This is a genomic window from Streptomyces sp. NPDC028419, from assembly GCF_055565515.1.
The window spans coordinates 79133-100749 of record NZ_JBVHUE010000026.1; the positions used below are offsets into that span (position 1 = coordinate 79133).

Here is a 21617-nt window from a genome sequence, read left to right on the forward strand (position 1 = left end):
CATGGCCCCGGACTACTGGGCCGACCGGACCGTCATGGTCACCGGCGGGCTCGGCTTCGTGGGCTCGCACGTCGTCGAGGAGCTGCTCGGCCGGGGCGCGCGCGTCCTGTGCCTGTACCGCACCGACAAGCCGGACGTGCGGGCCGAGTTACCCGCGACCGAGGCCCTGTCGATGGCGTGCGTCGACATCCTCGACTACGACGCGCTGCTGGCCGCCGCCGAGACGGTGCCGCACATCGACGCCGTCATCAACTGCGCCACCCTCGACGGCAACATGGCCTTCCTGCTGGAGCACTCGGGCCGGATGTTCGACGAGAACGTGCGCATGGTCTCCAACGTGCTGCAACTGGCCCGTCACTGCAAGACGCAGGACGTGGTGCTCATCAGCTCGGCCGAGATCTACTCGTACGAGAGCGAAGAGCCGGCGCGGGAAGAGGACGACCACCGCCGGCACATGGAGTTCTCGCCCAACGGCTACCGGATGTCGAAGATGTTCACCGAAGTGGCCGCGGATCTCCACCGCGAGCAGTTCGGAATGCGCATCTACACGCCCCGCCCCACCAATGTGTACGGCCCGCGGGACGATTTCGGTACGACCACCAATCACGTCATTCCGAACATGCTGATGAAATTGGTGTCCGGTGAGGACGTCGAAATCTGGGGCGACGGAAGTCAGACCCGGACCTTCATACACGTCAACGATCTCGTGCGCGCGATCTTGTGTATGGTTCAGTCCGCGGAGCACACCACGCTCAACATCGGTACTCCGGAATCCATTTCGATCCGCGATCTGGCCCATCTTCTGGCCGCGGCGACCGGGCGCGCGAACGGCGTCCGCTTCGATCTGGACAAGCCGGTGGGAGCAGCCCGCCGCGCGCTCGACCTCGAAAGATTCCACAGCGTCGTCGATTTCACTCCGCGGTCCTTGAAGAGCGGCATAGCCGACACAGTCCAGTGGTACCAAAAGAACTTGCAGAGGGTCCGATGAAGGTTTCATTGCAGACGTTCGGGACGCGAGGCGACGTCCATCCCTTCGTGGCGCTGGGGATCGGGATGCGCGAGCGCGGGCACGACGTGTCCGTGGCCACGTCCGTGGACTTCCAGCCGATGGTGGAAGAGGCCGGGCTGGAATTCCGGGAGATTCCCGGCAACAGCGCCGACTACTTCGCGGCCCCCGCCGTCATCAAGGCGATCCGCAAGAGCCCGTCGTCGATCCGTACGGCGATGGCCATGGAGCGTCCCACGATGGACGAGGTGACGAACTCCCTGGAGAAGATGCAGGAGGCGGCGGAGGGCGCCGACTTCCTGCTCACCTCACTGATCCCGCGCGGCGCGGGTTACGCCGGCCCCGGGCTACCGTGGGGCACCGTCTCCTGGTGGCCGATCACCGAGACCCGCGAGTTCCGCGCGTACAAGACGCCGGACCTGCCGCTGGGCCCGGCGTACACCAAGCTCACCCACACCCTGTCCGCGCAGATGGAATGGGCCTGGCAGCGTCCCGCGGTCAACAAGCTCCGCGCCCGCCAGGGCCTGTCGCCGGTGAAGAAGTCGCCCGTCGGCCGGCTCGGCGTCGACCAGCCCATCCTCTATCCCTACAGCCCGGCCTTCATGCCCCCGCCGGCCGACTGGCCCGCGCACGCGCACGTCACCGGCTACTGGGTCCGGGAACGCCCCGACCAGGAACCCCCGGCCGGCCTGGCCGACTTCATCGACGGCGGCTCGAAGCCGCTGGTGCTCGCCCTCGGCAGCGCCTGGCCCGTGTACGGCGAGGAGACCTTCGCCCTGGTGCGCGACGCCGTGCGGCATGCCAAGCGCCGGCTGATCGTGGTCGGGGGGCCGGAGGGCACCGAGTCCGACGACGTGTTCCGGGTGCAGGAGGTCGACTACGGCTGGCTCTTCCCGAAGGTGGCCGCCGTCATCCACGGCGCCTCGTTCGGTACGACGGCCGACGTGCTGCGCGCCGGCGTTCCCCACGTGACCCTGCCCTGCTGGGCCGACGGCCCCTACTGGGCGGACCGGATCGCCGAACTGGGCCTCTCCGCACCGCCGGTGCCGTTCCAGAAGATGACCGCCGAGAAGCTGCGTCACGCCGTCGCCACCGTGATCGGCGACCCCGGCCTGGCCGAGCGCGCCGCCGCGATCGGGGAGCGCGTGCGCGCCGACCGGGGCGTCGAGACGGCCTGCGACGTCATCGAGACCTGGGGCAACGAGGCGCTCTGACAGCGCCGTTCCCGCACCCCCTTTCACCACGCCTTGGAGGCTGACCCACCCATGACCACGTACGTCTGGGACTACCTGCCGGAATACCACCAGGAACGCAAGGACATCCTCGACGCGGTCGAGACGGTCTTCGACTCGGGCCAGCTGGTGCTCGGCGCGAGCGTCCGCGGCTTCGAGGAGGAGTTCGCCGCCCACCACGGCGTCCGCCACTGCACCGGCGTGGACAACGGCACCAACGCCATCAAGCTCGCCCTCCAGGCGGTCGGTGTGGGCCCCGGCGACGAGGTGATCACCGTGTCCAACACGGCCGCCCCGACCGTGCTCGCCATCGACGGCGCCGGCGCCACCCCCGTCTTCGTCGACGTCAGGGCCGACGACTTCCTGATGGACACCGACCAGGTCGCCGCCGCCATCACCCCCCGCACCAAGGCCCTCCTGCCGGTGCACCTGTACGGCCAGTGCGTGGACATGGCGCCCCTGGAGGCCCTCGCCGCCGAGCACGGCCTCGCCCTCGTCGAGGACTGCGCGCAGGCGCACGGCGCCCGTCACCACGGCAAGATCGCCGGCTCGATGGGCGACGCCGCCGCCTTCTCCTTCTACCCGACGAAGGTCCTGGGGGCCTACGGCGACGGCGGCGCGGTCCTCACCAACGACGACGACGTCGACCTCGCCATGCGGCGGCTGCGCTACTACGGCATGGACAAGGTCTACTACGTCGTCCAGACCCCCGGCCACAACAGCCGACTGGACGAGGTGCAGGCGGAGATCCTGCGGCGCAAGCTCACCCGCCTCGAGGACTACGTCGAGGGGCGCCGCGCCATCGCCCGCCGCTACGAGGAGGAACTCGCCGACCTCACCGGCCCGGGCGGCCTGCTGCTGCCCAAGGTCAACCCCGGGAACGAGCACGTCTACTACGTGTACGTGGTCCGCCACCCGCGGCGCGACGAGATCATCGAGCGCCTCAAGAGCGAGCACGACATCTCGCTCAACATCAGCTACCCGTGGCCGGTGCACACCATGACCGGCTTCGAGCACCTCGGATACGGCAAGGGGTCCCTGCCGGTCACCGAGGCGCTGGCCGGGGAGATCTTCTCGCTGCCCATGTACCCGTCGCTGCCCGCGGACCTCCAGAGCACCGTCATCGGTGCCCTGCGCGACGTCCTCACGACCCTCTGAGAAGGAGTCACCGGTGAAAGCGCTGGTACTGTCCGGCGGCATGGGGCTGCGGCTACGGCCGTTCAGCCACTCCCTGCCCAAGCAACTGATCCCGCTCGCCAACAAGCCCGTCCTGGTGCACGTCATCGAGGCGCTCAAGTCCCTCGACGTCACCGAGATCGGCATCGTGGTCGGCGAACGCCCCGAGAAGATCGCCGCGGTCCTCGGCGACGGCGCCGAGCTGGGCGTACGACTCACCTACATCCAGCAGGACGAACCGCTCGGCCTCGCCCACTGCGTCGCCATCGCCCGCGACTTCCTGGGCGACGACGACTTCGTCATGTACCTCGGCGACAACGTCCTCACCAACGGCGTCGTCGAGATCGCCCGGGAGTTCCGCGCCCAGCGCCCCACCGCCCAACTGGTGGTGCACCAGGTGGCCGACCCGCGTGCGTTCGGTGTCGCCGAGGTCGACGAGGACGGGCGCGTGCTGCGCCTCGTCGAGAAGCCCGAGGACCCGGCCAGCGACCTGGCGCTCGTCGGCGTCTACTTCTTCACCCCGGCCATCCACGAGGCCGTGGCCGCCATCGGCGCCAGCGCCCGCGGCGAGCTGGAGATCACCGACGCCATCCAATGGCTGGTGGAGAGCGGAGCCGACGTACGGGCCCGCACCTACACCGGCTACTGGAAGGACGCCGGTCGCATCGACGACGTCCTGGCCTGCAACCGCGAACTCCTCGACGGGATCAAGCCCTCCGTGGAGGGGGAGGTCGACTCGGAGAGCGAGCTGATCGGCGCGGTCGTGGTCGAGGCGGGCGCCCGCATCGTCCGCTCGCAGATCATCGGTCCCGCGGTGGTCGGCGCCGGGGCCCTGATCGAGGGCAGCTCCATCGGCCCGCACACCTCCATCGGCGCGGACTGCGTGCTGCGCGGGACCGAGGTCAGCGACACGATCGTGCTGGCCCGTGCGAGCGTCGAGGGCGTCCGGTCCATCCGCGGCTCGGTCATCGGCCGGGAGGCCAACGTCACGGCGGCGAGCGCCGACGGCTCCCACCGACTGATCGTCGGGGACCACGCGAGCGTGGAGGTGGCCGCGTGAAGCTCCTGGTGACCGGCGGCGCCGGCTTCATCGGGTCCTGTTACGTGCGCACCCTGCTCGACGGCGGCTACGCCGGGTACGAGGACGCCCACGTCACCGTCCTGGACAAGCTGACCTACGCCGGCGACCGGACCAACCTCCCCGCCCGGCACGAGCGGTTGACGTTCGTCGAGGGCGACGTCTGCGACCAGGAGCTGCTGCGGGACCTGCTGCCCGGACACGACGCCGTGCTGCACTTCGCGGCCGAGTCGCACGTGGACCGTTCCATCGCGGACCCGTCCGTCTTCGTCCGCACGAACGTCGTGGGCACGCAGAACCTGCTGGAGGCGTGCCTGCGCACGGGAGTCGAGCGGGTGGTGCACGTGTCCACCGACGAGGTGTACGGCTCGATACCCAGCGGCTCGTGGACCGAGGAGTGGCCGCTGGCCCCCAACTCCCCCTACGCCGCCTCCAAGGCGAGCAGCGACCTGATGGCCCGCGCCTACGCGCGCACCCACGGCCTCGACGTGTCCGTCACGCGCTGCTCCAACAACTACGGGCCCTACCAGCACGTCGAGAAGCTGATCCCGCTGTTCGTCAGCCGGCTGCTCGCCGGCGAGAGCGTGCCGCTGTACGGGGACGGCTCCAACGTCCGCGAATGGCTGCACGTCAGCGACCACTGCGAGGCGCTGCAACTGGTCCTCACCAAGGGCCGCGGCGGCGAGGTCTACAACGTCGGCAGCGGCGGCGAGCTGTCCAACCGCCAGATGACCGAGCTGCTGCTCGACCTGTGCGGTGCCACATGGGAGAGCGTGCGCCGGGTGACCGACCGCAAGGGTCACGACCTGCGCTACTCGCTGGACGACAGCAAGATCCGCGAGGAACTGGGCTACGCGCCCGCCGTCGACTTCGCCCAGGGGCTCGCCGACACCGTCGCGTGGTACCGGGACCACCCGCAGCGGTGGAGCGCGGCCGCGATGGAGCGGGGAGCGACGGCGTGACGGCGGTCCTGACGCACCCGGGCGTGCTGCGCAGCTGCGAGGACGCGGCCCTGCCGGGCCGACTGGCGGCTTCGCAACGGGCCCGCGAAGGCGTCCAGTTGTCACTGGAAGCGTTCGACGCCTGGCTGGAGGAGCGCCGGGAGGCGCATCCCTTCCGGGTCGAGCGGGTCCCCTTCGCGGCCGCGGAGGGCTGGAGCTTCGACGACGCCACGGGCAACCTGGTGCACCGCAGCGGACGGTTCTTCAGCGTCGAGGGGCTGGCGGTACGGTCCGCCGACGGGCCGGTGAGCGAGTGGCACCAGCCCATCATCCGGCAGCCGGAGATCGGCATCCTCGGCATCCTGGTCAAGGACTTCGGCGGGGTGCCGCACTTCCTGATGCAGGCGAAGATGGAGCCGGGCAACCCGAACCTGCTCCAGCTGTCGCCCACCGTGCAGGCCACGCGGAGCAACTTCACGGGCGTCCACCGCGGTGCGCCCGTCCGCTACCTGGAGTACTTCGCCGGGGCGGGGCGCGGTCGGGTGATCACCGACGTGCTGCAATCCGAGCACGGCGCGTGGTTCTACCGCAAGCGCAACCGCAACATGGTCGTGGAGGTCGACCCGGAGACCGAGGTCCCGCTGGCCGACGACTTCTGCTGGCTCACCCTGGGGCAGCTGAACGACCTGCTGGCGCGGGACAACGTGGTCAACATGGACTCCCGTACGGTGCTGGCCTGCCTGGCTCCGCTGCTGCCCTCGGCCGAGCAGGTGGACGGCGCGCTGACGCCGACCGCCGAGCTGCTGGGCTGGCTCACCGGGCAGCGCAGCGAGCGCGAGATCGAGGTGAGCCGCATCCCGCTGCGCGAGACGCAGGCGCGGGGTTGGCACCGGAGCGCGACGGAGATCGCCCGGGAGGACGGCCGCTACTTCAGCGTGCTGGCCGTGTCCGTCCGGGCCGGCAACCGGGAGGTGACCGGCTGGCACCAGCCGCTCTTCGCCCCGCGCGGGCCGGGCGTGGTCGCGTCGGTGGTGCGCGAGGTCGGCGGAGTGCCGCACGTACTGATGCGGGCCCGCGCCGAACCCGGCTTCCGCAGTGCGGTGGAGCTCGGCCCCACCGTGCAGTGCGTGCCGGAGAACTACGACCCCGCCGACCGGCCGCCCCTGCTCGACTACGTCCTGAACGCCGATGCGGGCAGGGTCCGTTATGACGCGGTCCAGTCGGAGGAAGGCGGACGGTTCCTGAACGCGGTCTCCCGCCACCTCATCGTCGAGGCGGACGACGCCCTCCCGGACCACCTGCCGCCGGACTTCGCGTGGTTCAGCGTGCCGCAGCTGAACGCACTGCTGCGGCACGACCACTACGTCAGCGTGCAGGCCCGTACCCTCCTGGCCTGCCTGAACTCGTTGTCCTGACGGGGCCGGTGGCCGCCCGGATCACGCGGGGTCGGCGTCCCGGCGCAGTACGTCGGTGGCGACCTCGGTGTACGCCTCGCCCGTGACGGGGCAGTGGAAGCGGCCGTCGCCCTTGTCCTCCAGGGGCACACCGGCCCGCCCCACCCACTTGATCCGGCGGGCGGGCGAGCCGGCCACCAGGGCGTGGTCCGGCACGTCGCGGGTCACCACGGATCCGGCCGCGACCAGGGCCCAGCGTCCGACGGTCACCGGGGCGACGCACACGGCCCGGGCGCCGATCGAGGCGCCGTGGCGCACGGTCACCCCGACCGGCGTCCAGTCCTGCGGCCCCTTGGCGGCGCCGTCGGGGGTGAGGGCGCGCGGGTGCGGGTCGTTGGTGAGCACCGCGGCGGGGCCGATGAAGACGCCGTCCTCGATCCGGGCCGGCTCGTAGATCAGGGCGTAGTTCTGGACCTTGCAGTCGGCCCCGAGCGTCGCTCCGGGGCCGACGTAGGCGCCGCGGCCGATGCTGCAGCCGGGTCCCACCACGGCGTCCTCCCGTATGTGGGCCAGGCCCCAGACGGTGGCCCCTTCGCCCACCGTCGCGTTTTCGTCGACCTCGGCGCCGGGGTCAATATGGGGGGTCATCGATCCTCCTTCAGCGGAAATCCGCAATGCTATCTGGATAGCGGAAAGACTGTCACAATTTCGCCGTGACGAAGGTCACGTCAACACTGTATGGCCCCCGTATGTCAAGTCGGCTTGACAGGATGATCAACTCTCGATTTAGGTGGTCGTTGTACAAGCGGGGAGTCAGGGGAGGTTTTCGTCATGAAAATAAATGGTGTCTTTATCGATTCGCTCGGGGTGCACCTTCCCGAATGGGTGGCCTCGGCCGAGGCCGAAGGTGCGAGCGACTACGCACGCGGGGAGTTCGCCGCGGCGGGCCTGAAGGGCACGCACGTGGCCGGCGACGTACCGGCCGCCGACATGGCCGTCCTCGCGGCCCGGAGCGCCGTCACGCGCTCGTCGGCGCACCTGGAGGCGATCGACTACCACGTCCACGGCAGCGTCTACTACCAGGTGCCGGAAGGTGCTTACGCGCCGGCCTACGTGCTGCGCGAGCTGGGCGCCGGCGAGATTCCCTCGCTCGACGTGCAGCAGGGCTGCAACAGCATGCTCGGCGGCCTGGAGGCGGCGATCGGCCAGATCACCGGCGTGGCCAAGCGGAACAACGTGCTGATCACCACCGCGACGAACTTCAGCACTCCGCTGATCAACCGGTGGGGCGATTTCGGCACCTCTTCCATCTTCTCCGACGGAGCCGTGGCCGCGGTCGTCAACGGGCGTGGCGGATTCGCCGAGGTCCGGTCCCTGACGTCCGGCACGCTGCACAGCCTGGAGCAGTGGCACCGTGGCGAGGAATCGCTTCTGCCGCCCGACGGCAGTGACCGCAAGTATTTCAACATGGGCGAGCGGTCGCAGTATTTCGTCGACAATGTCATGGGATTCGCCGAGCTTTTCGAGAAGTTCGGTAAATTCGATCTCGGAATTATCAACGAGGCCATTGTCGACGCGGGTCTGACCACCGAAGAGATTTCGAAGGTCATCTCCATCAACGTGGACAAGAGGATGACCGAGCACGCGCTCCTGCGTCCCCTCGGCATTTCCACGGACCGGCTGATCTGGGAGTACGGCAGCTCGGTCGGCCACGCCGGCGGCGCCGACATCTTCATCACGCTGGAGCACGCCGTGCGCACCGGCGAGCTGGTGCCCGGCGACCACGTCCTGATGACCTCTCAGGGTCCGGGCTGGGTCTGCTCCGCCACCGTGCTCACCATCGGGGAACTGCCGGCGTGGTAAGCGTGGACACCGGCGCGTGGATCCACCGGTACGCCCCGGCCCCCGACGCGCCGACGCGGCTCGTGTGCCTCCCGCACGCCGGCGGCTCCGCGTCGTTCTTCCTGCCCGTCGCCCGCGCGATGTCGCCGGAGACCGACGTCCTGTCCATCCAGTACCCGGGGCGCCAGGACCGGCGCAACGAACCGTGCGCCGACTCCATCGAGGAGCTCGCCCACGGCGTGGTCGACGCGCTGACCCCCTGGCTGGACCGGCCCGTCACCCTCTTCGGGCACAGCATGGGCGCCATGGTGGCCTTCGAGGTCGCCCGGCTCCTGGAGGACGCGGGCACGGTGGCGCTCGGGGTCATCGCCTCCGGCCGCCGCGCCCCCTCCCGCACCCGCCCGCAGCAGGACCTCGTGCACCTGCGCGACGACCGCGGGCTGATGGACGAGATCCGGCAGCTGGAGGGCACCGACGCCCGGCTGCTGGAGGACGAGGAACTGCTCAGGATGATCCTGCCGGCCATCCGGGGCGATCACCGGGTGGTGGAGAGGTACGTGTACCGACCCGGTCCGCCGCTGACCTGCCCGGTGCTCTCCCTCATCGGTGACACCGACCCGCAGGTGACGGACGACGAGGCGAGTTCCTGGGCCGAGCACACCACGGGGCCGTTCACGAAGACCGTGTTCCCCGGTGGCCACTTCTACCTCAACTCGCAAGCCGCGGACGTGATCCGACTGATCTCCGAACACATCCACACGACGCGCGCCGCGGTGGCGCGCTGAGCGGTACGGCTCCGCCGGACCGCCCCCTCGCACTGCCCTCACGATCGGGGCCGAGCACAGACGACGGAAGGTCGATCGAGAAGTGAATCCCGACCGGGACAGCATCGCCGGGGAAGTCAAGCGCGTGGTCATCGCCGAGCGCGGGCTCTCCCTCCAGCCGTCCGAACTGGCCGACACGGAACCGCTGGACGGCGAGCTGCTCAAGATCTCGTCCATGGCGCTGCTCGGCATCCTCACGCGGCTGGAGGACGAGCTCAGCGCCGGCCTCCCGGACGACCTCTTCGCAGGCCGCTCGTACAAGACCGTCGACGACCTCATCGCCCTGGCGGCCGATGCCGCCGAGGAGGCCGGGTCCCGGTGAGCGACTTCCCCGTCCACGCGGACCGGCTGGACTGCCTGCAGGCCAATCTGGCCCTGCTCGCCGACCGGCACCACGGTGCGGGCACCCACCTGCGCCTCGGCGCGGCGCTCCGCTTCGCGCCGCGCCCGGCGCCGGAGGGCTCGCCCACCGGCTTGGCGACCGTCGAGCCCACGCTCGACCAGCACCTGGACGACGCCGCGGAACTGCTCGGCCTCGCCGTGGCGCAACGCCGTCGGCACGCGCCCGGCTCCCCGGTGGAGGTCGACGCCCCGCTCTACGTGGTCGCCGACGCCTACCACCTGCCGTGGGTGCCGTACCACGGGACCAAGCACGTGGAACACAGCTTCCTGGTCGAGCCGGACGGCGACGGCCTCGTCGTCGGCGACGCCTATCACAACGACACCCAGTGGGGCCCGGCCCGGCCGCTGCGACGCGGCTACTCCCGGACCGAGTTCGCCGCGCTGATCGCGGCGCTCCCGGAAGGGGCCGAGAGCGTGCGCTTCGCCCCCCGGGCGCTCGCGGCGCCGCCCGAGCCCGGCTACGCCCCGGGCCCGGTCACGGCGGCGGAGTACCTGCGCGGCTACGCCGAACACCCCGACCGGCGGGCGGCGCTCGAAGCCTTCACGCTGGAGACCTGGCTGCTGGCCCGCTCCAGGAGGCTGCACGCCCTGTACGTCGCCGAACGCGCCGGGGAGCCGCTCGGCGAGGACGTGCGGCTGCACCTCGGCGCCTGGGACTCCCTCGTCGAACACGCCTACCTGGCGTTCCGGCGGGTCGACCGCGGCCGGGCCGAGCCCGGCGGCCTGTGGGAGCGGGCGGCGCAGGCGCTGCACGCGGACACCGCGGCCTTCGCGGTGCGCGGCGCGGTGCGGGAGACGGTGTCCTCGGTGCTCGGCATCGCGGAAGAGGCTCTGGATACCGGGGTGCTGACGGTGCATCCGGAATTCAATTCCCTCCGCATGGTCGAGATCGTGGAGACCCTCGAAGACCGGTTCGCCGTGGAGTTCGAGCCGGCCGATCTGGTGCCCGAGAACCTCCAGCACATCGAGAGCCTGTCCGCGCTGGTACGGCGCGCGCTCGGCGATGCAAAGAACGACCTCACCACGAAAAGGAATTGATCCTCATGGACGCCCGCTTTGCCGAGATGCTCACCCCCTTCCTGCCCTTTCTCGGTGACCAGGAGATCACTCCCGACACGCAGCTGCGGGAGCTGGGGCTCGATTCCATGCAGGCCATCGAGCTGATGTTCGCGCTCGAGGACACCTTCGGCGTGGAGCTGCCCGACGAGGCCCTCACCGAGGAGACCTTCACCACGGCCGGCAGCCTGTGGAACGCGGCCCTCGGCGCGATGCCCGCCGGCGCGGCGGAGTCGGCATGAGCGACTTCGACGGCCAGGCCCTGACCGAGGCGCTGCGCCGCGTCAACGAGGTGGCGGAGAAGGAGGCCGGCCCCTGCGACGAGGCCGCCGCGTTCCCGACCGCCGTCCTCGACGCGCTGCGCGACACCGGGCTGCTCGGCCTCACCGTGCCCACCGCCCACGGCGGCATGGGCGGCGGCGTGGACCAGGTGCTGGACGCGGGCATCGCCCTGGGCCGGGTCGACATGTCGGTGGCCATGATCTTCACCATGCACTGCCAGCAGGTCGCCGGCATCGTGCGCCACGCGAGCCCCCGACTCGCGGAGGAACTGCTCCCGCAGATCGCCGCCGGGCGGCTCTACCTGGCCTCGGTGACCACCGAGGCCGGCAAGGGCGGCCACCTGCTGACGTCCACCTCGGAGCTCACCGCCGAGCCGGGCCGACTGGTCATCGACCGCTTCGCGCCCATCGTGACGGGCGGCGCCCACGCGGACGGCTTCCTGATCACCATGCTCAGCCCCACCGCCCGCTCCCCGCACGAGGTCTCCCTCGTCTACGCCCACCGCGACCAGCTCGACATCGAGGTCTCCGGCGACTGGGACCCGCTCGGCATGCGGGCCAGCCACAGCGTGGCCATGCGGCTGACCGGCCAGGTGCCGGAGCACCAGGTCATCGGCGAGCACGGCCAGTTCCGCAAGATCGTGCTGGACACCTTCGGCCCGCTGGCCCACCTCGGCTGGGCGGCGAGCTGGCTCGGTACGGCCGCGGGCGCCCTGTCGCGGGTGCTGCGCCTGCTGCGCAGCCCCGCCGGCCGCAAGAGCACCAACCTCGACTCCGAGCTGCTGCTGACCAGGCTCTCGACCGCCCGGCAGCGTCTGGACACCGTGCACGCGCTGCTCCGGCACACCGCCGCCACCCTGGCCCGCGCGGCCGAGCAGGGCGACGACCTGTCGCGCCCCAAGTACCAGATGCTCATCAACGCCCTCAAGATCACGGCGTCCGAGGAGTGCCACCGGACCATCGAGGACCTCGTCGACGCGGTCGGCCTGCGGCACGGCTACCTCAAGGGCTCGCCCACCGGCCTCGAACGGGCCCTGCGCGACCTGCGGTCGGCGGCGCTCAACTACAACAACGACCGGTTGCACCTCGCCGACGGCAGGCTCGCCCTGCTCGACCCGGAGGTCAACCTTGCCTGAACTGCCCACCGGGCCGGGCGGCGTGCGGGAGGTCCTCGCGACCCTCGCCGCCTCCGGCACGCTCCGCGAGCTGTACGGGAAGGAGCCCACCGGCCACCTCGATCCGCTCCTGCTGCGGCGGCTGCTCGCCGACGCCGACGCGAGCGGCCCGCAGGGCGCCGTCCTCGCCCTCCTGGTCCAACTGGCCACCGCGATACCGCTCCTCGCCGACGCGGCGGCCACCCCGGTCACCCGGGAGGTCCTGCGCGCCGCCCTGGAAGGCGAGGCGCTGCTCGCGCTCGCCGCCACCGACGCGGCGGCCGCCGGTTCCGACCTGGCCGCGCTGGGGACCACCGTGGACCTGAGCGACCAGGACGGCGACCTGGTCGTCAGCGGGGTCAAGCGGTGGGTCACCTCCGCCCTGACCGCCGACCACGCCCTGGTCCTCGCCCGACACCGGCCCGGCCGCCACTTCACCAGCTTCACCTGGGTCCTGGTCCCGCTCGACGCCCCCGGTGTCACCGTGCGTCCCGCGGACACCGACCTCTTCCAGGGCTCCGGCGTCGGTGACGTCCACCTCTGCGACGTCACCCTGCCCCGCACGCACCTCCTCGGCCGCCCCGGCCGAGGGCTCGCCCTGTTCGCCCGGCACCTCGCCGTCGAACGGATGGCCTCGGCGGCCTGGGCGATCGAGCTGTGCCGCCGGGTCGTCGGCGACACGGCGCACCACCTGGGCGGCCGGCTGCTCGACGGCGTCCCGCTGCGGAACTCGCCGTCCGTACGCCAGCGCCTCGCCGCCTGCGCCGTACAGGTCAGCGCCCTGCACGCGCTGTGGATGCAGTCCCGCGAGCGGATCGCCACGGACCGGGACGCCACCGCCGCCGCGGTGCTCAAGGCGCTCTCGGGCACCACCGTGGAACGCGTCCTGACCGAGTGCGGCCAGCTGTGGGGAGCGGACGGTTTCGGCCGCGACGGGATCCAGCAGCTGCGCGCGGAAGCCGCCGTGTTCGGCATCGGCGGCGGCGCCACCGAAGTCGTCCTCGACACCACGGCCGAGCGGCTCGACCACGTACTGGCCGGGCTGACGCCGTGAACGCCCCGACCACCCTCCAGGAGAACATCCGCCTGGACACCGAGGCCGCGCCCGGCATCCGGGTCACCCTGGAGATCGGCGGCGCCCCCGCCGAGGACCGGCGCGGCCTCACCGAGCAGGACCTCGTGCGCGCCCCGGACATGCCCGACTGGCGGTACGCGGAGTACCTGGCCGGCAGGCGGGCACTGCGCCGGCTCCTGGCCGCGCACTTCCCCGAAGCCCGCGAGGCCCCCGTCGCGTACACCCCGCAGGGCCGGCCGCACCTTCCGCTGTGGCCCCGCATCGGCATCAGCGTCAGCCACGACGCGGACGCCGTCGCCGCCTGCGTCGGACTCGACCACGCGGTCGGCGTGGACGTGCAGTACCCGCCCACCACCGTGCACCCCGCCATGCTGCGCCACAGCGCCAAGGAGCGCGCCGAGGAGCTGGCCCTGCTGCCCGAGGGGCCGCGGGCCACGGAGCTGGCCTGGATGTGGACGGTACGCGAATCCGTCCTCAAGAGCGCGGGGACGGGGCTCGCGGGCGGCGTCTGGTCCGCCGACGTCGCCCCGTACGCCCGGCACGGCGCCTGGGGCCCCTACCGGTGGGTGGCCCTGCGGGACCACTCGCCGATCCCGCTGAGCTGCGCCTTCACGGCGCCTTCCGGACCAGACCCACGAACGACAGCACCAGGAGAACCCCGTGAGTGAGACCCCAGCATCGACGCCGGACCGGGCGGAGCTGAGCTGTTACACCGCGAGCCTGGTCGCCTACCTCGAACCCGGCACGCCCGACATCAAGGACAGGCTCGCACGGTCCGTCCGGCTGTCGGTGCGCACCGACTCCCCGGACGGCGGGCTGGCGTTCTCGCACCACGCGCGGGTCGACATCGACGACCAGGGACGCGGCCTCGCCTACCGGGGCGCACCGGACTGGGAAGCGGCGCGCACCGCACTCGACGCGGAAGCCGCGCTCCACGGCCGCGTCCTCGCGGTCGGCAACACCCGCCACCTGCCCTGGTCGCCCATGTACGAGACGGTCGAGACCCCGCACTGGGTGGTCGTGAGCCGGCACGCCGAAGGGCGATGGTCCGTCAGCGACGCCTTCGAGGCCCTCACCCCGCACGGCAGCCAGACGCCCTACGAGGGGATCCTCGACGACCGCGAACTGCGCGGCGCCCTGACCCCGCTCGGCCACGCCGCACCACAGGCCGTCAGCCGCGACCGGCACGCCCTCGGCGAGGAGGTCGCCCTGCCCCCGTACACCGGGTACCGCTGGCTCGAACTCGACGCGGCGCCGCGCCCCGCCGCCCCCGAGGGCACCTGGGTGCACGGCCTGCTGCCGGCGTTGCGCCACGTCGCCGACCGGGTCTGCGCCGACCCCGACGAGCTGGCGCGCTACGCCGACGACCTCTGGACCGCCGCCCGGCACCAGCGCTTCCGCCTGGCCTCCGTGCCCGGCGCGCAGGAGGCGTCCGCCGCCTGGGGCGCCCTGCCGCAGGCCGTGCGCTTCGGGATCGCCTCGGCCGAGCGCGGCCGGTTCCGCGCGGGCGCGGTCGAGAAGGCGTTCGCCCAGGTCATCGCCATGGTGGAGCAGCTGGAAGCGGCTGACGCGGCGGGCGGGACGGAGCCGCAGCTCGCCGGCGCGCAGCGAGGAGGAGCGGACCGTGACGTCTGACCGCGGCCTGTACGGGCGGTTCGCCGCGACGGCCCGGCGGCACCCCGACGCCGTGGCGCTGGACATCGACGGCGCCCGCCTCACGTACGCCGAACTGGAAGCCGTCGCGGGCCGGTTGGCCGGCGCACTCGTGACCGCCGCCGGCGGCCGGGTGCCCCGCCGGGTCGGCCTGCTCGCCCTGCGCAGCCTGACCGCGTACGCCGGGTACCTCGCCGTCCAGCGGCTCGGCGCCACCGTGGTGCCGCTCCACCCGGACTTCCCCCCGTCCCGCACCGCGGCCGTCGTGGCGGCGGCGGAGCTGGACTGCGTCCTGACGCAGCCGCAGTACGCCGACGTCGCCCTGCCCGTCCCGGTGGTGGCCCCCGACGCCACCGCGCCGAGCGGGGACCCCGCGGACCACGCGACGCTCGCACCGGTCGTCGAAAGCGACCCCGAGGACGTCTGCTACATCCTGTTCACCTCCGGGTCGACCGGCACCCCCAAGGGCGTGCCGATCCAGCAGCGCAGCATCGCCGCCTACCTGGACCACGTGATCGACCGCTACGGCATCGGCGTCGGCGACCGGCTCTCCCAGACCTTCGACCTCACCTTCGACCTCTCCGTCTTCGACCTGTTCGCGGCCTGGGGAGCGGGGGCCACCCTCGTCGTGCCCGGTGCGGGCGAACTCATGGCCCCCACCCGCTTCGTGGCCCGCGAGCGCATCACCCACTGGTTCTCCGTCCCCTCCGTGATCTCGCTGGCCCAGCGGCTGCGCGGACTGAGCCCCGACAGCATGCCCACGCTGCGCTGGAGCCTCTTCTGCGGCGAGCCGCTGACCACGGCCCAGGCCACGGCCTGGCAGGCGGCCGCACCCGCCAGCACGCTGGAGAACCTGTACGGCCCGACCGAACTCACCCTGAGCTGCACCCAGTTCAGACTCCCGGCCGGAGCGGACCAGTCACTGCCCGCGGGCGGCACCGTACCGATCGGCGAGCTCCTGCCCGGTCTGGAGCAGCTCGTCGTCGACGAGGACGGCCGCCCCGCGGACGAGGGCGAGCTCTGCGTGCGCGGCGTCCAGCGCTTCCCGGGCTACCTCGCCCCCGCCGACAACACCGCACGCTTCTACCGCTACGCGGCCGGGGACGACCGCGCCGTCCTCGCCGGCCCGTCGGAACGGCCCGACGCGGACCTCTGGTACCGCACCGGGGACCGGGTCCGCCACGGCGCGGACGGCCTCGTCCACCTGGGGCGCCTCGACCACCAGGTCAAGGTGCGCGGCTACCGCCTCGAACTCGGCGAGGTGGAGAGCCACGTGCGCGCCCACCCGCTGGTCGCGGACGCGATCGCGCTGGTCCTTCCGGGCCGCCGCGGCGAGACGCGGCTGGAGGCCGTCTGCACCGGGGAGGGCGTCGACGCGGCGGACGTGCTCGCGACGCTGCGCGCCCGACTGCCCGAGTACATGGTCCCCGCGGCGCTGACCGTGCTGACGGACCTACCACTGAACGCCAACGGGAAGGTGGACCGCAGCGCCCTGCGGGACCTGCTCGTCACGACCACCACCCACGCAAGGTGAACGGGGAAGAGAGCTTGAACAGCCAGGCCACGAGCCACACCATCCACTCGCTGCTGGACGCCGCCGTCGCCGAGGTGCCCGGGTCCACGGCGATCCGGGACGCCACCGGCAGCTGGACCTACCGCGAACTCGACGCGGCGAGCCGGGGGTTCGCCGCCTGGCTGCGGGGCCAGGGCATCGGCCGGGGGGACCGCGTCCTGGTCCAGCTGGACAGCAGCCGCGAACTGGCCGCCATGTTCTACGGAACCTCGCGCGCGGGCGCCGTCTTCGTCCCGCTGAACCCGGCCATGAAGGAGTTCCACCTCACCTCGGTCCTCGGCAACGCGGAGCCCGCCCTCGTCATCACCGACGCCCCGCGGGCCGCGGTCCTGCGCCGGATCAGCTCCGCCCCCGTGCACGACCTGGCCGACGTATGGCCCAAGGCCGAAGGGACCCACCCGGACGACGCCCGGTCGACGTCGGACGCGGAGCCGGATCCCGTGCGCGCCGACCACCTGGCCGTCCTGATCTACACCTCCGGGAGCACCGCGGCCCCGAAGGCCGTGATGTGCCCGCAGTCGCAGGTGGCCTTCGCCTCCCGCGCCCTGACCGAGGGGCTGGGCTACCGGTCGGACGACGTCGTCTTCTGCCGCTTCCCCATGTCCTGGGACTACGGCCTCTTCAAGGTCCTGATGGCGTGCATCGCGCGCTGCCAGATCGTCCTGGCCGACGGCGAGTCCGACTTCGTCCTCCTCAAGCGCATGCGCGAGACGGGGGTGACCGTCGTCCCGATCGTCCCCTCGCTCGCCAGCATGATCACCCGGCTGGCCGGCCGCGACACCGAACCGGTGGCCACCGTAAGGATGTTCACCAACACCGGCGCCGCCCTGCCCCAGGCCACCATCGACGCACTGCGCCAGTACTTCCCCGGCGCGAGCGTGGTCCGCCAGTACGGCCAGACCGAGGCCAAGCGCATCACGATCATGCCCCCCGCGGAGGACCGGGAACGTCCCGAATCCGTCGGCCTGCCGCTGCCGGGCACCCGGGTGATGATCCTGGACGCCGACGGCGATCGCGTTCCCACCGGGGAGATCGGCGAGATCGTCGCCGCGGGCCCCCACGTGATGGCCGGTTACTGGCGCAACCCCGAGGACACCGCCCGGTCCTTCCGCCGCGACCGGCACAGCGGCGAACCGCTGCTGCACACCGGCGACTACGGACACCTCGACGCCGACGGCTACCTCTACTTCAACGGCCGCCGCGACGACATGTTCAAGCACAAGGGCTTCCGCATGAGCACCGTCGAGATCGAGAGCGCCGCCATGGACATCCCCGGCGTGCGCGCCGCGGCCGTCCTGCCGCCGGGCGACGGGCACGGACTCGCGCTGTTCGTCGAGAGCGACCTCCAGGCCAACGAGGTCACCGCCGAACTCACCAAGCGCCTCGAACTGCCGAAGGTGCCCACGACCTGCCGCGTCCTGACCGAGTTCCCCCTCACCCTGCACGGCAAGAACTCCCGCGCCGCACTGAAGGCCCTGCTCCAGGGAGGGACCGCATGAGCACCGACACCCCGTTCGACGAACTGGCACGGACCCACGGCACCCCGCTGTACGTCTACGACGTGGACCGGCTCGACGCCGCCCGCCACGACCTCGTCAGCTGGCTGCCCGACGGGTGCGAGGTCTTCTACGCCCTCAAGGCCAACCCGCACCCGGAGCTCGTACGGGCCCTGCGCGGGCCCGACGGGCGCGGCTGCCGGGCCGAGATCAGCTCGACCGGCGAACTGGCCGCCGCCCTGGAGGCCGGGCACGCCCCCCAGGACGTCCTCTACACCGGTCCCGGCAAGACCCCGGGCGAGCTGTGCGAGGCGATCGGCCTCGGCGTGCGCCTCTTCTCCGCCGAATCGCTCACCGACCTGGAGCACATCGGCGCGGCCGCGCGGGACCAGGGGACCGTCGCCGACTGCCTGCTGCGGATCAACAGCGCCACGGCCAGCGCGGCCAGCGGCGTCAGGATGACCGGCAAGCCCACCCAGTTCGGCATCGACAGCGAGACGATCGAGGACCTGGCGCCCCGGCTGCTCGCCGTGCCGGGCACCACCATCGCGGGCCTGCACCTCTTCTCCCAGAGCAACGCGGCCGACGAAGCCGCGCTGATCGGCGAGTTCCTGCACACCATCGAGCTGGCCGCCCACATCGAGCGCCAGCTGGGCGTCCCGCTGCGGCTGCTCGACATCGGCGGCGGCTTCTCCGTCCCCTACGGACAGCACGGCGAGCGGGCGGCCTACCCCGGGCTGCGCGCGGAGCTGGAAACCGCCCTCGACGCGCACTTCCCGCGCTGGCGCGAGGGCGCCCCCCGGCTGGCCGTCGAATCGGGCCGCTACCTCGTGGGCGACTGCGGCACCCTGCTGGCCTCGGTCAGCAACGTCAAGGTCAGCCGCGGACGGACCTTCGTCGTCCTCGACGCCGGCATCAACACCTTCGGCGGGATGTCGGGCATCGGGCGCATCCTGCCGGTGTCGGTCCGGCCGGCCCCCGACGAGCGGGGCACGCAGCGCGCGTCGCTCGCCGGACCGCTGTGCACCCCCGGCGACATCCTCGGGCGGGAGATCGAGCTCCCGGCCGGACTGGCCCCCGGCGACCTGGTCGCCATCCCCAACACCGGTGCCTACGGGCCCACCGCCAGCCTGCTGATGTTCCTGGGCAGGCCCGCCCCCGGCGAGGCGGTCGTCCGGGGCGCGGAGGTGCTCTCCGTATCCCGCATCGAGCACGTACGTACCTATCGGAAGGTGGCCGAGCCCAGTGGCTGACCAGCGGACGCGCGCCAGGCAGACGGTCATCGTGACGACGGTGGCCTCGGACTCCCACACCTGGAACCTCGTCTTCCTCCAGCTGCTGCTGGAGGAGATGGGATACGCCGTGGTGAACCTCGGCCCCTGTGTGCCCGACGAGGTGATGGTGGAGCGGTGCGCCGAGGTCCGCCCCGCCTTCGTGGTGGTGAGCAGCGTCAACGGCCACGGGGCCCAGGACGGGCTGCGGGTCATCGGGAAGCTGCGGGCCGTCCCCGCGCTCGCCGACACGCCGATCGTGATCGGCGGGAAGCTCGGGGTGAAGGGAGCGGACGGCGCCAGCGCGCAGCAGCTGCGCGCGGCGGGCTTCGACGAGGTCTTCCACGACGACACCGACCCGGCGTCCGCCCTGCGGCTCTTCGCCGCCTCGCTGCCCCTGGCGGAACCGGACCTGGACCTGGTCCAGAGCGCCCGGTGAGCGAGCGGCAGGCAGGGGGCTTCGGGGCGTTCGTCCAGGCCGCCGCGGCGCGCCACCAGCTCGTCGTGCAGCCCCGGATGGGCTTCAGCGACCCGGCGGCCATGCGCGCCGGGCTGGCCGCGACGCGCGGGGTCGCCGGTTGCAGCGTCGGCACGATCACGATCGACGCGCACACCCGGGTGGGGCACCTGGCCGCGGCGCGGAGCGCGCTGCGCGAGGGGACCGACCTCAACGGCTACCCCTTGGTGAGCCACTCCGTCGACACCACCACCCGGGTGCTGTCGGGCATTCGGGGCGACGACTTCCCGGTACAGGTCCGCCACGGATCGGCCAACCCGCTCGACATCTTCCGCGCCCTGCTCGCCGCGGGGCTGGAAGCCTCGGAGGGCGGGCCCGTCTCCTACTGCCTGCCCTACGGCCGGACCCCGTTGTCCGAGTCCGTCCGCAACTGGGAAAGGAGCTGTGACCTCTTCGCGCGGCTCCGCGACACCGGCCTGGAACCACACCTGGAGACCTTCGGTGGTTGCATGCTGGGCCAGCTGTGTCCCCCCAGCCAACTCGTGGCCATCAGCGTGCTGGAGGCCCTCTTCTTCGCCCAGCACGGCATCCGCAGCGTCTCCGTCAGCTACGCCCAGCAGACGAACCGGGAGCAGGACCACGAGGCCATCGTGGCCCTGCGCCGGCTGTGCGGCGAGCTGCTGCCCGTCACCGACTGGCACGTCGTCGTCTACGCCTACATGGGCGTCTACCCCGAGACGCACGCCGGCGCCTACCGCATCCTCGGCGACGCGGCGGAGCTGGCCACCGCCGCGGGTGCCCAGCGCCTGATCGTCAAGACGACCGCCGAGTCCCGGCGCATCCCCACGATCGAGGAGAACGTGCGCGCCCTGGAGTACGCCTCCTGGGCCTCCGCCCGGGTCTCCCCGCCCACCACGGACGAGCCCGCGGACTCAGCGACGTACCAGGAGGCGGCGACGCTGGTCCACGCGGTCCTGAACCTGGACCCCGACCTGGGCCGCGCCCTGCTGCTGGCCTTCGGCAAGGGATACCTGGACATCCCCTACTGCCTGCACCCCGACAACCGGGGCCGGACCAGGGCCTACATCGCCCCGGACGGCCGCCTCGAATGGGCCGAGACCGGCTCCCTCCCCCTCCCCGCCCCCTCCCGCCCCCGCGCAGCCACCCGCGTCACCGCCTCCGCCCTCCTCCAGGACCTCACCTACGTCCGCCGCACCTTCGACACCCCGTGACCGCTCCCGCCAGGAGGCGGGCCCGGGACCACCGCCGGTGATCCCGGCACGGACGGCACGACCTAGTGCAGGGGTGACGCGGGGTGGCTGTCCAGGACGTATCGAATGACCTTCCGCAGCAGCGCCGGCTCGGTCACCTCCCGGAGGGCTTCGTAGGAATCCACGCCGACGTCGATCAGCGACACCGCTCCGCGGTTCGTGGATTTCTCCACGAACCACAGATGGCATCGATACGATGCGGGCTCGTTCCATGCGCCGCCGTTGCGGAACAGCGGGCACAGGAACGCGGTCGATCCGGTGGGGACCTGCCCGGCCAGAGCCTCGACGGAGCTCCAGGCGGCCGCCCGGCGCCGCAGGAGTGCTTCCCGGGTCAGGCGCTCCAGATCCTGGAACGTGGCGACGCGAACGCTGAATTCGGGGTCCTCGACGGCCATCCGTAGCTCTCGCCGCATGCCTTCAGGGACTTCGCCGGTC

The 21617-nt window shown here is 71.9% G+C and carries 22 protein-coding genes; 20 read left to right on the top strand and 2 right to left on the bottom strand.

Annotated features, from left to right (window positions below; genetic code table 11):
• The first annotated feature begins 1 nt into the window (after position 1).
• Genes ACZ4UB_RS27390 through ACZ4UB_RS27415 form a run of 6 tightly spaced genes read left to right on the top strand, consistent with a single transcriptional unit; the run spans position 2 to position 6848 of the window.
• A complete protein-coding gene (locus tag ACZ4UB_RS27390) occupies positions 2–988 on the top strand; it encodes an NAD-dependent epimerase/dehydratase family protein (RefSeq protein ID WP_468074067.1) in 987 nt (328 codons plus the stop codon).
• Positions 985–2220: a glycosyltransferase gene (locus tag ACZ4UB_RS27395; protein WP_468074069.1), complete on the top strand. Its 1236-nt coding sequence runs from the start codon at positions 985–987 to the stop codon at positions 2218–2220. Before ACZ4UB_RS27390 ends, ACZ4UB_RS27395 begins: the two co-directional genes overlap by 4 nt.
• A gap of 51 nt (positions 2221–2271) precedes the next feature.
• Positions 2272–3396: a DegT/DnrJ/EryC1/StrS family aminotransferase gene (locus ACZ4UB_RS27400; RefSeq protein WP_354384033.1), complete on the top strand. Its 1125-nt coding sequence runs from the start codon at positions 2272–2274 to the stop codon at positions 3394–3396.
• 13 nt (positions 3397–3409) lie between these two features.
• Positions 3410–4474, top strand: a complete 1065-nt coding sequence (locus ACZ4UB_RS27405) for a glucose-1-phosphate thymidylyltransferase (RefSeq protein WP_468074072.1) — start codon at positions 3410–3412, stop codon at positions 4472–4474.
• Positions 4471–5454: a dTDP-glucose 4,6-dehydratase gene (gene rfbB, locus ACZ4UB_RS27410; RefSeq protein ID WP_468074074.1), complete on the top strand. Its 984-nt coding sequence runs from the start codon at positions 4471–4473 to the stop codon at positions 5452–5454. The genes ACZ4UB_RS27405 and rfbB overlap by 4 nt, the downstream gene beginning before the upstream one ends.
• Complete coding sequence (locus ACZ4UB_RS27415; RefSeq protein WP_468074076.1) at positions 5451–6848, top strand: NDP-hexose 2,3-dehydratase family protein; 1398 nt, start codon at positions 5451–5453, stop codon at positions 6846–6848. Before rfbB ends, ACZ4UB_RS27415 begins: the two co-directional genes overlap by 4 nt.
• 21 nt (positions 6849–6869) lie before the next feature.
• Here ACZ4UB_RS27415 and ACZ4UB_RS27420 read toward each other — a convergent pair whose 3' ends face one another.
• Positions 6870–7475, bottom strand: a complete 606-nt coding sequence (locus ACZ4UB_RS27420) for an acyltransferase (RefSeq protein WP_468074078.1) — start codon at positions 7473–7475, stop codon at positions 6870–6872.
• Between the two features lie 183 nt (positions 7476–7658).
• Between ACZ4UB_RS27420 and ACZ4UB_RS27425 the strand changes: the two genes are divergently transcribed.
• From ACZ4UB_RS27425 to ACZ4UB_RS27490, 14 genes are all read left to right on the top strand, one after another.
• Complete coding sequence (locus ACZ4UB_RS27425) at positions 7659–8690, top strand: ketoacyl-ACP synthase III family protein (RefSeq protein WP_468074080.1); 1032 nt, start codon at positions 7659–7661, stop codon at positions 8688–8690.
• Positions 8684–9454, top strand: a complete 771-nt coding sequence (locus tag ACZ4UB_RS27430; protein WP_468074082.1) for a thioesterase II family protein — start codon at positions 8684–8686, stop codon at positions 9452–9454. The genes ACZ4UB_RS27425 and ACZ4UB_RS27430 overlap by 7 nt, the downstream gene beginning before the upstream one ends.
• Positions 9455–9536: 82 nt before the next feature.
• A complete protein-coding gene (locus tag ACZ4UB_RS27435; RefSeq protein WP_354384040.1) occupies positions 9537–9815 on the top strand; it encodes an acyl carrier protein in 279 nt (92 codons plus the stop codon).
• On the top strand, positions 9812–10933 hold the full coding sequence (locus tag ACZ4UB_RS27440) for an acyl carrier protein (RefSeq protein ID WP_468074085.1): 1122 nt from the start codon (positions 9812–9814) through the stop codon (positions 10931–10933). Before ACZ4UB_RS27435 ends, ACZ4UB_RS27440 begins: the two co-directional genes overlap by 4 nt.
• Positions 10934–10938: 5 nt before the next feature.
• On the top strand, positions 10939–11193 hold the full coding sequence (locus ACZ4UB_RS27445; RefSeq protein ID WP_354384042.1) for an acyl carrier protein: 255 nt from the start codon (positions 10939–10941) through the stop codon (positions 11191–11193).
• Positions 11190–12368: an acyl-CoA dehydrogenase family protein gene (locus tag ACZ4UB_RS27450; RefSeq protein WP_468074087.1), complete on the top strand. Its 1179-nt coding sequence runs from the start codon at positions 11190–11192 to the stop codon at positions 12366–12368. Before ACZ4UB_RS27445 ends, ACZ4UB_RS27450 begins: the two co-directional genes overlap by 4 nt.
• Complete coding sequence (locus ACZ4UB_RS27455) at positions 12361–13440, top strand: acyl-CoA dehydrogenase family protein (protein WP_468074089.1); 1080 nt, start codon at positions 12361–12363, stop codon at positions 13438–13440. Before ACZ4UB_RS27450 ends, ACZ4UB_RS27455 begins: the two co-directional genes overlap by 8 nt.
• Positions 13437–14129 carry a 4'-phosphopantetheinyl transferase family protein gene (locus ACZ4UB_RS27460; protein WP_468074091.1) on the top strand — a complete coding sequence of 231 codons (693 nt, stop codon included), beginning with the start codon at positions 13437–13439 and terminating at the stop codon, positions 14127–14129. The genes ACZ4UB_RS27455 and ACZ4UB_RS27460 overlap by 4 nt, the downstream gene beginning before the upstream one ends.
• On the top strand, positions 14122–15096 hold the full coding sequence (locus ACZ4UB_RS27465; protein ID WP_468074093.1) for a hypothetical protein: 975 nt from the start codon (positions 14122–14124) through the stop codon (positions 15094–15096). The genes ACZ4UB_RS27460 and ACZ4UB_RS27465 overlap by 8 nt, the downstream gene beginning before the upstream one ends.
• A complete protein-coding gene (locus ACZ4UB_RS27470; protein WP_468074095.1) occupies positions 15086–16648 on the top strand; it encodes an amino acid adenylation domain-containing protein in 1563 nt (520 codons plus the stop codon). Before ACZ4UB_RS27465 ends, ACZ4UB_RS27470 begins: the two co-directional genes overlap by 11 nt.
• Positions 16645–18186 carry an AMP-binding protein gene (locus ACZ4UB_RS27475; protein ID WP_468074097.1) on the top strand — a complete coding sequence of 514 codons (1542 nt, stop codon included), beginning with the start codon at positions 16645–16647 and terminating at the stop codon, positions 18184–18186. Before ACZ4UB_RS27470 ends, ACZ4UB_RS27475 begins: the two co-directional genes overlap by 4 nt.
• Positions 18183–19436 (top strand): type III PLP-dependent enzyme domain-containing protein, encoded by a 1254-nt coding sequence (locus ACZ4UB_RS27480; RefSeq protein ID WP_468074099.1) that lies wholly within the window; start codon positions 18183–18185, stop codon positions 19434–19436. Before ACZ4UB_RS27475 ends, ACZ4UB_RS27480 begins: the two co-directional genes overlap by 4 nt.
• Complete coding sequence (locus ACZ4UB_RS27485) at positions 19429–19893, top strand: cobalamin B12-binding domain-containing protein (RefSeq protein WP_468074101.1); 465 nt, start codon at positions 19429–19431, stop codon at positions 19891–19893. Before ACZ4UB_RS27480 ends, ACZ4UB_RS27485 begins: the two co-directional genes overlap by 8 nt.
• Positions 19890–21143 (top strand): methylaspartate mutase, encoded by a 1254-nt coding sequence (locus ACZ4UB_RS27490; RefSeq protein WP_468074103.1) that lies wholly within the window; start codon positions 19890–19892, stop codon positions 21141–21143. Before ACZ4UB_RS27485 ends, ACZ4UB_RS27490 begins: the two co-directional genes overlap by 4 nt.
• A gap of 62 nt (positions 21144–21205) precedes the next feature.
• On the opposite strand, the gene ACZ4UB_RS27495 is transcribed toward ACZ4UB_RS27490, so the two are convergent.
• Positions 21206–21577 (bottom strand): hypothetical protein, encoded by a 372-nt coding sequence (locus ACZ4UB_RS27495; protein ID WP_468074105.1) that lies wholly within the window; start codon positions 21575–21577, stop codon positions 21206–21208.
• Positions 21578–21617: the final 40 nt, after the last annotated feature.